Raw genomic sequence first — 11,747 nt, 5'->3', positions numbered from 1 at the left:
ATCAGTTGAGGCCGCGCACGGAGGAGATGAACTGCTTCAGTTCCGTGGTCTGCGGGTTGGCGAACAGCGTTTTGCTGTCGCCCTGCTCCCAGACTTTCCCCTGGTGCATAAACACCACGCGGTCGCCCACTTCGCGGGCAAAATTCATTTCATGGGTCACGAGAATCAGGGTCATCCCCTCGGCCGCCAGCTGCTCCAGCACCTTAAGCACTTCGCCCACCAGCTCCGGGTCAAGCGCGGAGGTGATCTCGTCGCAGAGTAAAACTTTAGGCGACATCGCCAGTGCCCGGGCAATCGCCACGCGCTGCTGCTGGCCGCCTGAGAGGCTCGACGGGTAGTAATCCAGACGATCGCCTAAGCCGACCTTCTCCAGCATCTGCTGCGCCAGCGCCCGGCATTCGGCGGCGCTTTTCTTCAGCACCCGACGCGGGGCGAGCATCACGTTTTCGAGCGCCGTCATGTGCGGGAACAGGTTGAAGCTCTGGAACACCATCCCGACCGAGCGGCTGATTTCGCGCGCCTGAGAATCCCGGTCAGTAATGGTCATGCCGCCCAGCTTGATGCTGCCGTCCTGATAGCCCTCCAGCCCGTTGATGCAGCGCAGCAGCGTGCTTTTGCCCGATCCGCTGCGCCCGATAATGGAGATCACCTGGCCCATGTCGATATCCAGATCGACGCCCTTGAGCACATGGTTATCGCCGTAGTATTTCTGCACCTGATTAATGGTGATGAGAGGCATTGAATTTCGTCTCCAGATAGCGGCTGTAGCGCGACAGCGGATAACACAGAATAAAGTAGCCGAGCGCCACCAGCGCAAAGACCTTAAACGGCTGATACGTCACGTTGGTCAGCATGGTCCCGGCCTTGGTCAGCTCGATAAAGCCGATGATCGACGCCAGCGCGGTGCCCTTGATCACCTGCACGGCAAAACCGACCGTCGGGGCGATGCCGATGCGCAGCGCCTGCGGGGCGACCACGCGAAACAGGGTCTGGCCGAAGGTCAGCCCCAGACAGCGCGAGGCTTCCCACTGCCCTTTCGGCAGCGCGCGAATGCAGCCGTTCCAGATATCAAGCAGAAACGCGCTGGTGTAGAAGGTTAACGCCAGCGAGGCGGCAGTCCACGGCGAGACGTCGATGCCGAACAGCGCCACGCCGAAGAAGGCCAGGAACAGCTGCATCAGCAGCGGCGTGCCCTGAAACAGCTCAATATAGCCGCGGATGATGCGCTTCACCGTGCGCCCGCCCGTCAGGCGCAGCAGCAGGAGCGGCAGCGTCACCGCCGCCCCGCCGACAAACGCCACCAGCGACAGCAGCACCGTCCAGCGTCCGGCCAGCAGGAGGTTGCGAATAATGTCCCAGTCGGTAAAGGTGGTCATCATGCCTGCACCCCCAGCCATTTGCGTCCTGCCGCCATCATCAGCTGGCGCAGGGTAATCGACAGCGCTAAGTAAATGGCGGTTGTCACCAGATAAACCTCAAAGCTCAGAAACGTTCTGGACTGGATCAGGTTGGCGGCAAAGGTCAGCTCTTCATACGAGACCTGCGACACCACCGACGAGCCGAGCATCACGATGATGCACTGGCTCACCAGCGCCGGGTAAATGCGCTGCAATGCGGGCGGCAGCACCACGCGAATAAAGGTCTGCAAACGGGTCAGCCCCAGTACGCGTCCGGCTTCCCACTGCCCCTTCGGCGTGACCTGAATGCCCGCGCGGATAATCTCGGTGCTGTACGCGCCCAGGTTCACCACCATGGCCAGCAGCGCCGCTTCCCCCGCCGTCATCTTCAGCCCGAGATTCGGCAGGCCGAAGACGATGAAAAACAGCTGCACAACAAACGGCGTGTTGCGGATGATCTCCACGTACGCCCCCCAGACCCGGCTGTACCAGGTGGGTCGTCCGCTGCGGATCGCCGCCCCGACAATCCCTGTTGCCAGCCCGCCAATGGTTGCCATCACCGTCAGTTGAATAGTGACCCACAGCCCCGCCAGCAGCTCCGTCCAGTACGGCCAGAGTGCGGAGAAATCAAGTTGCTCAGCCATAGCCTTATACGCCGAGGCTTGCCGGCAGCGGGGCCTTCAGCCATTGCTCGGACAGGCCGTTCAGCGTGCCGTCCTTAATGCCCTGCTCAATCAGCGCATCCACTTTTGCCTTCAGGGCCGGTTCGTTTTTCTTCAGGCCAATAAAGCACGGCGAATCTTTCAGCATAAAGCTCGGCACCGGGGCTTTATCCGCGTTCTGGCGCGAAATGGCCGCCACCACGAGGTTGCCGGTTGCCACGTACTGCACCTGGCCGGAGAGGTAGGCGGAGAGCGTGGTGTTGTTGTCTTCGTAGCGCTTCACGTCCGCGTCTTTCGGCGCCAGGCCGGTCAGCACCATGTCCTCCACCGCTCCGCGCGTCACGCCGATGGTTTTTCCGCTGAGCGCAGCGGCATCCTTCAGTTCAGCCCCTTTAGGACCAAACACGCCGAGGAAGAACGGCGCGTAGGCGCGGCTGAAGTCGATCACCTTCTCGCGCTCCGGGTTTTTACCGAGGCTTGAAATGACCAGGTCTACCTTGTCGGTTTGCAGGTACGGCACACGGTTGGCGCTGGTCACCGGCACCAGCTGCAGCTTAAGCTTCATCTGTTTGGCCAGATAGCGCGCCATGTCGATGTCATAGCCCTGCGGCTGGAGATCGGTTCCCACCGAGCCAAACGGCGGGAAGTCCTGCGGAACGGCAATGCGGATAGTGCCGCGCTTCTCGATATCCTGAAGCTGGTCAGCCTTTGCCGGCAGCTGTGTGAAGAGGCATGCGGCCCCGGCCAGTGCAATCAACAATTTTTTCATGGTGCTTCCCCGTAACGTTAGCATGAAACAAAAGATTCTTTGAATGTGATTTTGCAACTAATGTGCCAGATAAGGCGAAGCGGGAAATATTATTGAGAAGCCTGATAAAATGCGGGCGGGTCGAAAAAACGTGCGTTTTTCCGACCCGACAGCTGCACCATTTTAATGCAAAGCACCAGCCTGATGCCCCATTATCGCTGTTCGAGTTCGTCCAGTTGCTGGTAGAGGGAAGCAATGTCGTGAATGCGCGGACGGCCTTTATCGAGGATCTCATGCAGAAAAGCGTTCGCCAGCAGGTTAATCAGACTGTTGACCGAGGAGTAGCTGTCATAGGCCGAGACGCTGTCCAGCGGGGCGCAGAGCTGCCAGCTCGCCAGCGGGAACAGGCTGTGCGCCTGCGGCTCGCACATCAGCAGCACCGGAATACCGCTACGCAGAAGCTGCTGCATCAGCGGGCGGATAATGCGCGGGCGGCGGCGAAAGGCCATCACCACCACCAGATCGTCCGGCGTTAAGTCCACCAGCTCCTCACTCAGGCTCTGCCCCGGCTGCGGCAGGACCAGCACCTGACCGCGCGCCTGCAGCAGCTGCTGGCGCAGGTGAAGCGCCGCCGGATAGGCGTTACGCATGCCGATAATCACGATGCGCCGCGCCTTGACCATGCAGGCCATGGCGTCGGCAAACTGCTGCGCGTCAAGGGCATTGACCCACTGGGTCAGGTTCGCCATCTCCTGCTTATAGTGGCGCGCCAGCAGCGTGTTGCCCTGCACCGCGTCGCGGTTATCAGTGAGCGGCATCCCGCTCTGGCGCAGGGTGCGCAGCTCGTCGCGCATGTCCTTATATTTCTCATAGCCCAGACGCTTAAACAGGCGGCTCACCGTGGCTTTCGACACCCCGCTCAGCTGCGCCAGCTCGGCGCTGTTATAGCTAATAAGATCGTCAAAATGATCGAAAATAAAATCCGCCACCCGCTGCTCCTGCGGCGACAGCGACGGGTACTGTGCTTTCAGACGTTCATCCAGTTGTTCCATAGCGCCTCTGTAACTTTTGTTTCATCACATTGTACCTTTTATTATAGGTATTCATTATACGTGCCAGTTTACTGAAACTTTTCTCTCAGAACTGGAACAGCTTTTGCAGCGCCTTGTGACTTTCAGGGTTACGAGGACTCCTCATGCAAAGCAATGTCTCCACGCACGGCATGGCCGTTGCGCCCCACCATCTTGCCAGCCAGAGCGCGCTGGCGGTGCTGCGCGAAGGCGGCAGCGCGATAGAAGCGATGGTCGCGGCGGCGGCCACCATTGCCGTAGTGTATCCGCATATGAACGGGCTGGGCGGCGATGGCTTCTGGCTTATCGTGCCGCCGGAAGGCGACCCCATCGCCATTGATGCCAGCGGCGCGGCGGGTTCGCGGGCAACGCTCGCCGCCTACGACGGTCTGGCGCATATCCCCCATCGCGGCCCCCGCGCGGCGCTGACCGTCGCCGGCACGGTGAGCGGCTGGGACGAGGCGCTGAAGGTCTCGCGTGAGATGACCAGCAAGGCGCTGCCGCTGGCTCGCCTGCTGGCCGACGCCATTGACTATGCGCAAAACGGCACGCCGGTCACGGCCTCTCAGGCCCATGCCACGGCCAGCAAATTCGACGAATTAAAGGACGTCCCTGGCTTCGCGGAAACCTGGCTGGTGGACGGTAAGCCGCCGCAGGTCGGCAGCCGCTTTTACCAGCCCGCCATGGCCACGACGTTAACGCGCCTGGTTGAAGACGGTCTGGACAGCTTTTATCGCGGCCCGCTGGCGGACGTGCTGGCGCACGGCATGGAGACGCTGGGACTGCCCGTGACGCTGGCCGATTTACACGCACACACAGCCCGCCGCACCGCGCCGCTGAGGCTGCAGCATCAGCAGGGGGAGATTTTTAACCACGCCCCGCCGACGCAGGGGCTGGTCTCGCTGGCAATACTCGGCATCACCGACCGCCTGAATATGGCGGAAGCCGACGACGCCGACACCATTCACCGCATCGTTGAAGCCACCAAGCTGGCCTTTGGCCTGCGCGATGCCCACATCACCGACCCGCGCGAGCTGAAAACAGATGTTCAGAAACTGCTGGATCCCGCCGCCCTGCAGGAGCTTGCCGACAGGGTTGACGATGGACGCGCTGCGCCGTGGGGAACCGGAAAAGGTCCCGGCGATACGGTGTGGATGGGCGTGATGGATAATAGCGGGCTTGCCGTGTCGTTTATCCAGAGTATCTATCACGAGTTCGGCAGCGGCGTGGTGCTGCCCGATACCGGCATTGTCTGGCAGAACCGGGGCGCATCGTTCAGCCTCAATCCGGGTCATCTTCTGGCCCTCGCGCCGGGCAAACAGCCTTTCCATACCCTGAACCCGGCGGCGGCGCGTCTCAGGGACGGGCGCGTGATGGTCTACGGATCGATGGGCGGCGACGGCCAGCCGCAAACCCAGGCCGCGCTCTTTACCCGCTACGCAATTCAGGGCGTGCCTTTACAGGAAAGCATTTCCCGCCCGCGCTGGCTGCTGGGACGCACATGGGGACAAACCTCGGACACGTTAAAACTTGAAGGACGCTTTAGCGCTGAGACGGTCTCGCAGCTCCGTGCGCGGGGACATGAGGTGGAGATATTCCCTGGCTTTAGCGAAGCAATGGGCCACGCGGGGGCGATTGTTCGCCACCCCAACGGACTGTTCGAAGGGGCATTTGACCCGCGCAGCAACGGCGCGGCCGCCGGATTCTGAGGAGAAAACAATGACGACACAACAACCCGACTGGCAGGCATATCTTGCGCAAATGGAGTCCGTGCTCGGCGTAGAGCTGGACGATGCCCGCCGCGCCGAGCTGCAGTTGCAGTTCAGCCGCATTGCCAGCCTGGCCGCCCCGCTGATGGCGCTGCCGCTCGACGACCGTCTGGAGATCGCAGGAGTATACAAAGCATGACGCTACACGAGATGAGTATCAGCGACATTCAGCAGGCACTGAGCGCAGGCGAGCTGAGTGCGAGCGAGATTGCCCGCCAGACGCTGGAGGCGATTGCGCGCGTGAACCCGCAGATCAACGCCTGGACCGCCGTGACGGAAGCACGCATGCTCGCCGAGGCTGACAATATCGACACCCTGCGCCGCGAAAAGCGCCCCCTGCCGCCGCTGGCGGGCGTGCCCTACGCGGTGAAAAACCTGTTCGACGTTGCCGGATACACCACCCTCGCGGGCGCTGAGCTGTTCAGCCAGCGCTCCGCCGCGGCCGCTGACAGCTTCGCGGTGCGCCAGCTGCGCAGCGCGGGCGGGCTGCTGACCGGGATGGTGAATATGGATGCCTACGCCTACGGCTTCACCACCGAAAACAGCCACTACGGCACGACGCGTAACCCGCACGACCTGGCGCGCATTGCGGGCGGGTCGTCCGGCGGTTCAGCCGCCGCCGTGGCCGCCGGGCTGGTGCACTTTTCGCTCGGCACCGACACCAACGGCTCGATTCGCGTTCCGGCCTCCCTGTGCGGCATCTATGGCCTGAAGCCCACCTTTGGTCGCCTGTCGCGATCCGGCAGCCATCCGTTTGTCGCGAGCCTGGATCATATCGGCCCCTTTGCCCGCCGCGTGTGCGACCTGGCGTCCGTATACGACGCGCTGCAGGGGCGGGACAGCAGCGACGGTTTTCAGGCAGAGAGCTCGCGCGAGCAGACGCGCCCCCTGCTCGATCGCGGGCTTGACGGCCTGCGCTGCGCTGTACTCGGCGGCTACTTCACCACCTGGTGCAATGCGGATGCCAGAGACGCCGTGGCTCGGGTGGCGAAGGCGCTCGACGTGCAGGATGAACTGCAGTATCCGGACGCCGGGCTGGCGCGCTCCGCGGCGTTTATCATCAGCGCCTCTGAAGGGGGAAATCAGTACCTGCCCGCGCTTCGCCGGGAGCCCGAGCGTTTTGAACCGCACTCCCGTGAGCGACTGCTGGCAGGTGCGATGATCCCCTCCGCCTGGTACATTCAGGCCCAGCGGTTCCGCGCGCAGGCACGGCAGGCGTTTCACGCGCTATTTGCCCAGGCCGACGTGCTAATCGCCCCCGCGACGCCGCGCAGCGCCACGCGGATCGGCGAGCAAACCATGGAGATTAACGGTCAGGCGCTCCCCATCCGCGCCAGCATGGGGATGCTGACCCAGCCGATTTCATTTTTGGGCCTGCCCGTGACCACCGTTCCGTTGCGCACCGCCCAGGGTGCGCCTATTGGCCTGCAGCTGATTGCCGCGCCGTTTAACGAGCAGGCCTGCCTGCGCGTCGCGCGCGTGCTGGAGGAGAGTGGGATTGCCGATGCCCGCCCGGCGGAGGTGGCCGCATGATGAATCATGATGACATTAACCTGCCGTGGGTGGTTGCCGAGGTGACCGCCGCGTTCTATCGCTATGAAGACGCGCTGGTCAGCAACAACATTGCGGTGCTGGACGAGCTGTTCTGGCACGACAAAAACACGGTGCGTCTGGGGGCGGGTGAAAACCTGTACGGGATTGATGAAATCCGCGCCTTTCGCGCAGCGCGCCCGTCCGCCGGTTTACAGCGGACGTTGCGCCACACCGTCATCACCACCTTCGGGGAGGATTATGCCGTGTGCAGCACCGAGTTTACCCGCGAGGGCACGGAACGCATTGGCCGCCAGCAGCAGACGTGGGTGCGGTTTGCCTGCGGGTGGCGGATCGTGGCGGCGCAGGTGAGTTTGATGGTGTAACGATTTGCTGCTCAGGGTGGGAAATCGCCCTGAGCGCTTTTTTAGCGATGCGCGTTATAAGCAGTTATGGTAATTAACCTGCTTTTAACAAGCCGATGGCATGATCGAGTTGCTTGTAGAGTTTGTGTCTCAAATCTTCTAACTCGTCATTTTCTCGAATGAGAGGTATTCCATTTTTATGAAGAACAATATCGTTAAATGATCCCATTCCACCGTAGAGTTTTTTCAATGAGTAAATGGATGACTCATAATCAACATCGAGTTCGAAGCCCAGTTTTTCAAATATTTTTGCCCACGACTCCTCATCATTTGAGGACAGTATGGTGATGATATCAATTACCGTTTTCTTTATTTCATTTTTCATTTTAAACCGCCACGTCCAAGTATCTTAATGCCAGGTATTTTCCACGGTGTAGGTACTATAACTTGCTCAGTTCCACCGGAATAAAGGTCTGTTTGATAACCTACCTTTCCAACATATACTTTTGTTCCTGCGGGTATTTGAATCTCATGATAGCTATCAAGAGGAGATTCACTTCCATTGGGCCATTTAGGTAGTAGCGCCTTATCTACCCTGGTTTGAAGTACACCCAGAGGTTGTTCATATCCGAAAAATTGACCTAATGGTCGCCCCTCAACACCACCTCTATAAAAACGTGTATCTGTTGATAGAGAGATCTCTTTGTATGTACCACTGGAAAAGGTTACTGCTAGCTCTTTAGGTAATGGTCCGGGCTTTATCATCGAATATTCACCCTCAACTTTTCCCAGAACGTGGAGATCGTTAATCTCACCAGCAGCCCCTAATCGGCCAAGACCAAGACCCGCAGCAACAGAAGCGCCAGCAATGATTAACCCTTTGTTGTCCATAACCTGATCGTAACCTGCTGGAGCATCGCCGCCTAGCTGCTGTGCGGTCTTATGAAACCCCTCTATGTTGCCGTTGTAGATGCCACCCGCCGCAAGAAGCCTTCCCGCAGCTTTGCTGTTTATGGTTTTTGTGGCCTGAGCGTGCTGTATCGGGGCATCGAAATAGTGCTCCTTAACGGTCGGAGGCGGCTTCCTGCCCTGGTGTTCGTTAAGGGCGTACTCGTAGATTTCACGCACAACTTGCGGGAAGCTCTCGCAGTAGGTATCCATGAAGCAGTCATAAACCAGGTTACCTTCGCCATCAAAGGAGAATGGATTGCGGAACTCATCCCACTTTTCCCCCGTGTCCACGCCGACCATCCAGCCGTGCTCAAGATTCCATTCCACCTCATCATAAAGTCCGTCATATTCGGAACGCTGCTTGCGTCTGTAGGGCTGCGCCGCGTAGCGGTGGTGAACACCTTGCCGCCGTTTCGGGACGCTATTATGGTGAAGGGGATTACATTGATAGTCGTATTCCAGGTAATCGAGTTCGTAGAATATGCTCGCCATCTCCAGCGCTTCACGTGGCGTGAGGACAAACTGAATATTATCCGGCGCCAGTATTCGCTGGGCTTCCCATCTCATGTAGAGCGTGAACATCCGGTTCCTTCCTTTTCCCTTTAAAGTGCAGGGATTTTCCAGCTAAAGTGACGAAAAATCAATCATTCAGGCAAAAAACCCTAATGCCCCATGATGGGTACAACTAAAAATGGCTAGCGGAGCATCCAACGTCAGGCCGATCTTTTAGGTTTCCGTAGGTGCGGTTTGCCTATGTGTGGCGCATTGTTGCGGCGCAGGTGAGTTTGATGTCGTAGCCGTAGGCCGGGTAAGGCGCAGCCGCCACCCGGCAAAACACGGCTCAATTACTTCTGAAACGGATGCTCCTCCCGCCAGTGGTCGGCAATCTGCTGGCGAGTACAGACCCACACCCGCTCATGCTGCTGCACGTAATCCAGGAACCGCTGCAGCGCGCGAAAACGCCCCGGTCGACCCAGCAGGCGGCAGTGCATGCCGATGGACATCATCTTCGGCGCGCTTTCCCCCTCTTCGTACAGCACGTCAAAACTGTCCTTCAGATACGTATAAAACTGCTCGGCGGTGTTAAACCCCTGCGCGGTCGCAAAGCGCATGTCGTTCGCATCCAGCGTATAGGGTACAATCAGGTGCGGTTTGCGGGTGCCGTCGCTACAGGCCACTTCCGTCCAGAACGGCAGATCATCGCCGTAGTAGTCGCTGTCATAGTCGAAGCCACCGTGCTCTACCACCAGCTGGCGCGTGTTGGGGCTGTCGCGCCCGGTGTACCAGCCCGTTGGCGGCTTGCCGAACAGGTCGGTCAGCACGTGCACCGCCTTATGCAGGTGTTCGCGCTCCTGGCTGATGTCCATGTGCTGATAGTGGATCCAGCGCCAGCCGTGGCTGACCACGTCGTAATCCGCCGCTTTGATCGCCTCAACGATCTCCGGGTGACGCGCCAGCGCCATCGCCACGCCAAAGACCGTCAGCGGCAGGCCGCGCTTTTGAAATTCACCGTGGATCCGCCAGAACCCGGCGCGGCTGCCGTATTCGTAGAGGGAGTCCATCGACATGTGTTTGTCCGGGTAGCTGGCCGCGCCGATGATGTCCGACAGGAACTGCTCGGATCCGGCATCGCCGTGCAGAACGTGATTTTCCGCCCCTTCCTCATAATTGAGCACAAACTGCACGGCGATGCGCGCCTGATTCGGCCACCGCGCGTGCGGCGGGTTGCCCGCGTAGCCGCGCAGATCCCGCGGGTAATCCTGTTCAAAAAGCCCCATAGCCACCCCCAAAAATTAAAATGGATTCAGTACCTGAAATTGTCCGCTTAACGCTTTTTTCTCCGGAAAAGCCAAATCTCCGTGCTTGCTGGTCGAGAGCCCCAGCGCCACCAGCGACTCCACCATTTTCACCGCGGCGCTGACGCCGTCGATCACCGGCACGCGCAGCTCGCGGGTCAACTCCTGCGCCAGGGTCGCCATGCCGCCGCAGCCGAGCACGATGGCGCCGCAGCCGTCCTCTTTCAGCGCCTGTATACAGCGCGCGCGCACCTTCTCCTGCGCCAGCCCGCTGCCGTCCTCCAGCGCCAGCACCGGGAGATCGATAGCGTGCAGCGCCGCGCAGCGATCGTGAAAGCCATACTGGTGCAGCAGGTGACGGGCAATAATCAGCGTGCGCGGCAGCGTGGTCACCACCGAAAAGCGCGTCGCCACCAGCGTCGCCATATGCATGGCGGCTTCCGCAATACCTACCACCGGCCCCTGCGCCAGCTCGCGCGCCGCCAGCAGGCCCGGATCGCCAAAGCAGGCGATGACGTGACCATCCACGCCCTGCTCTCTGCCGAGCTTGACCTGTTCGAGAACCCCCAAGGCGGCGATGGCTTCATCAAAGTGGCCCTCGATAGACGGCACGCCCGCGCTCGGGCAGACCGCGAGGATCTCCGTCCCCGGCGCCGCCACCGCGCGGGCCGCCGCGCCGATGGTTTCCGTCATCGCGAGGCTGGTGTTGGGGTTGATCACTTGTATACGAACAGAGGACATTACGACTCCTTGTGGCCGGCAAACAGCCGGGCAAAATCAGGCAGGCACTCGCCCGCCCGCTCGAAGCAGAGGCTGGCGACGATATGTTCAAAATGGTGCATTAAGGCGGCGCTTAGCGGCTCAAGTGCCTTCTGGCGCAGCAGATCCACAAGCTGTTCGTGATCGTTGCAGCGGCAGCCCTGACGCCACGGCGCGCCCCAGGTGGCAATCACCAGCGAGGAGCGCTGGCTCAGGCCGGTCACCATCTCCGTCAGCACCTGGTTGCCGGAGATGGCCTGCAGCTGAATGTGAAAATTAGCGGAGTGGCGAATTGCCGCCGGACCGTCGTATGCCTCGTGCGCCTGCTGCTCCTGGCGAATAATGGCCTCCAGCGCGGCAAGATGTGGTGGCTTACAGTGGGCCAGCACGTCCGGCAGGTTGGCAACTTCCAGCAGGGCGCGGGTGCGGAAGATGTGACGCGCCTCTTCAACCGTCGGGCTGGCGACGTGTGCACCACGCCTGGGCGTTAAGGTGACCATTTGCACAGCCGCGAGTCGCTGCAGCACCTTACGGATGCCCGTACGGCTTACGCCAAATACCTCGGCCAGCACCTCTTCCGGCAGTTTGCTCCCCGGCAGTAGCTGATGTTCGACAATTGCGGTCATCAGCGCCTGAAAGATGCTTTCGTCTTTGTCATGCAGGTCTGGCGCGGTCTGCAGGGCGTTTACGATGTTCATTT

Annotated in this window: 13 protein-coding genes and 1 pseudogene; 4 read left to right on the top strand and 10 right to left on the bottom strand. The window is 60.2% G+C overall.

Features of this window, described 5'->3' with window-relative positions:
• Window position 1: 1 nt before the first annotated feature.
• The 5 genes from ACWKXT_RS01095 to hpxU all read right to left on the bottom strand — a co-directional run bounded on the left by ACWKXT_RS01095 (window position 2) and on the right by hpxU (window position 3,859).
• Window positions 2–739, bottom strand: coding sequence for an amino acid ABC transporter ATP-binding protein (locus ACWKXT_RS01095; protein WP_023327069.1), 738 nt, complete (start codon window positions 737–739; stop codon window positions 2–4).
• Window positions 720–1,376, bottom strand: coding sequence for an amino acid ABC transporter permease (locus ACWKXT_RS01090; RefSeq protein ID WP_248165422.1), 657 nt, complete (start codon window positions 1,374–1,376; stop codon window positions 720–722). The genes ACWKXT_RS01095 and ACWKXT_RS01090 overlap by 20 nt, the downstream gene beginning before the upstream one ends.
• A complete protein-coding gene (locus tag ACWKXT_RS01085; RefSeq protein ID WP_454531464.1) occupies window positions 1,376–2,041 on the bottom strand; it encodes an amino acid ABC transporter permease in 666 nt (221 codons plus the stop codon). Before ACWKXT_RS01085 ends, ACWKXT_RS01090 begins: the two co-directional genes overlap by 1 nt.
• Window positions 2,042–2,045: 4 nt before the next feature.
• Entirely contained in the window at window positions 2,046–2,828 is a 783-nt protein-coding gene (locus ACWKXT_RS01080; protein ID WP_010429429.1) for a transporter substrate-binding domain-containing protein, read from the bottom strand.
• 191 nt (window positions 2,829–3,019) lie between these two features.
• Window positions 3,020–3,859 carry a MurR/RpiR family transcriptional regulator HpxU gene (gene hpxU / locus ACWKXT_RS01075; protein WP_454531463.1) on the bottom strand — a complete coding sequence of 280 codons (840 nt, stop codon included), beginning with the start codon at window positions 3,857–3,859 and terminating at the stop codon, window positions 3,020–3,022.
• A 143-nt stretch (window positions 3,860–4,002) separates the two neighbouring features.
• Here hpxU and hpxW point away from each other — a divergent pair, with 143 nt between their 5' ends.
• The 4 genes from hpxW to hpxZ are packed head-to-tail and all read left to right on the top strand — an operon-like array spanning window position 4,003 to window position 7,562.
• The gene (gene hpxW / locus ACWKXT_RS01070) at window positions 4,003–5,586 is read left to right on the top strand and encodes an oxamate amidohydrolase (RefSeq protein ID WP_454531462.1); all 1,584 of its coding nucleotides are present in this window, start codon (window positions 4,003–4,005) and stop codon (window positions 5,584–5,586) included.
• A gap of 10 nt (window positions 5,587–5,596) precedes the next feature.
• A complete protein-coding gene (gene hpxX, locus ACWKXT_RS01065) occupies window positions 5,597–5,785 on the top strand; it encodes an oxalurate catabolism protein HpxX (protein ID WP_454527286.1) in 189 nt (62 codons plus the stop codon).
• On the top strand, window positions 5,782–7,179 hold the full coding sequence (locus tag ACWKXT_RS01060) for an AtzE family amidohydrolase (RefSeq protein WP_454531461.1): 1,398 nt from the start codon (window positions 5,782–5,784) through the stop codon (window positions 7,177–7,179). The genes hpxX and ACWKXT_RS01060 overlap by 4 nt, the downstream gene beginning before the upstream one ends.
• Window positions 7,176–7,562 (top strand): oxalurate catabolism protein HpxZ, encoded by a 387-nt coding sequence (hpxZ, locus tag ACWKXT_RS01055; RefSeq protein WP_454531460.1) that lies wholly within the window; start codon window positions 7,176–7,178, stop codon window positions 7,560–7,562. Before ACWKXT_RS01060 ends, hpxZ begins: the two co-directional genes overlap by 4 nt.
• 73 nt (window positions 7,563–7,635) lie before the next feature.
• Here the strand turns inward: hpxZ and ACWKXT_RS01050 are convergent, their stop codons facing one another.
• The 5 genes and pseudogenes from ACWKXT_RS01050 to ACWKXT_RS01030 all read right to left on the bottom strand — a co-directional run bounded on the left by ACWKXT_RS01050 (window position 7,636) and on the right by ACWKXT_RS01030 (window position 11,745).
• Window positions 7,636–7,926 carry a DUF6966 domain-containing protein gene (locus tag ACWKXT_RS01050; protein WP_454531459.1) on the bottom strand — a complete coding sequence of 97 codons (291 nt, stop codon included), beginning with the start codon at window positions 7,924–7,926 and terminating at the stop codon, window positions 7,636–7,638.
• Window positions 7,923–9,074: a hypothetical protein gene (locus ACWKXT_RS01045; RefSeq protein ID WP_454531458.1), complete on the bottom strand. Its 1,152-nt coding sequence runs from the start codon at window positions 9,072–9,074 to the stop codon at window positions 7,923–7,925. Before ACWKXT_RS01045 ends, ACWKXT_RS01050 begins: the two co-directional genes overlap by 4 nt.
• Window positions 9,075–9,337: 263 nt before the next feature.
• A complete protein-coding gene (puuE, locus tag ACWKXT_RS01040) occupies window positions 9,338–10,237 on the bottom strand; it encodes an allantoinase PuuE (RefSeq protein WP_454531890.1) in 900 nt (299 codons plus the stop codon).
• Window positions 10,155–11,029 (bottom strand): annotated as a pseudogene (hpxA, locus tag ACWKXT_RS01035) (allantoin racemase). Before hpxA ends, puuE begins: the two are co-directional and overlap by 83 nt.
• The gene (locus ACWKXT_RS01030; RefSeq protein ID WP_454527289.1) at window positions 11,029–11,745 is read right to left on the bottom strand and encodes a GntR family transcriptional regulator; all 717 of its coding nucleotides are present in this window, start codon (window positions 11,743–11,745) and stop codon (window positions 11,029–11,031) included. The pseudogene hpxA and the gene ACWKXT_RS01030 overlap by 1 nt, the downstream one beginning before the upstream one ends.
• Window positions 11,746–11,747: the final 2 nt, after the last annotated feature.

The organism is Enterobacter sp. UPMP701 (assembly GCF_053709515.1).
This window is presented reverse-complemented; position numbering and strand designations above follow the sequence as displayed.

Excerpts from the sequence above, each read along its gene's own strand:
- ACWKXT_RS01080 (WP_010429429.1), bottom strand. The coding sequence starts at position 2,828 with ATGAAAAAATTGTTGATTGCACTGGCCGGGGCCGCATGCCTCTTCACA.
- ACWKXT_RS01095 (WP_023327069.1), bottom strand. The coding sequence starts at position 739 with ATGCCTCTCATCACCATTAATCAGGTGCAGAAATACTACGGCGATAAC.
- ACWKXT_RS01090 (WP_248165422.1), bottom strand. The coding sequence starts at position 1,376 with ATGACCACCTTTACCGACTGGGACATTATTCGCAACCTCCTGCTGGCC.
- hpxU (WP_454531463.1), bottom strand. The coding sequence starts at position 3,859 with ATGGAACAACTGGATGAACGTCTGAAAGCACAGTACCCGTCGCTGTCG.
- ACWKXT_RS01030 (WP_454527289.1), bottom strand. The coding sequence starts at position 11,745 with ATGAACATCGTAAACGCCCTGCAGACCGCGCCAGACCTGCATGACAAA.
- ACWKXT_RS01045 (WP_454531458.1), bottom strand. The coding sequence starts at position 9,074 with ATGTTCACGCTCTACATGAGATGGGAAGCCCAGCGAATACTGGCGCCG.
- hpxW (WP_454531462.1), top strand. The coding sequence starts at position 4,003 with ATGCAAAGCAATGTCTCCACGCACGGCATGGCCGTTGCGCCCCACCAT.
- ACWKXT_RS01085 (WP_454531464.1), bottom strand. The coding sequence starts at position 2,041 with ATGGCTGAGCAACTTGATTTCTCCGCACTCTGGCCGTACTGGACGGAG.
- ACWKXT_RS01050 (WP_454531459.1), bottom strand. The coding sequence starts at position 7,926 with ATGAAAAATGAAATAAAGAAAACGGTAATTGATATCATCACCATACTG.
- hpxX (WP_454527286.1), top strand. The coding sequence starts at position 5,597 with ATGACGACACAACAACCCGACTGGCAGGCATATCTTGCGCAAATGGAG.
- ACWKXT_RS01060 (WP_454531461.1), top strand. The coding sequence starts at position 5,782 with ATGACGCTACACGAGATGAGTATCAGCGACATTCAGCAGGCACTGAGC.
- hpxZ (WP_454531460.1), top strand. The coding sequence starts at position 7,176 with ATGATGAATCATGATGACATTAACCTGCCGTGGGTGGTTGCCGAGGTG.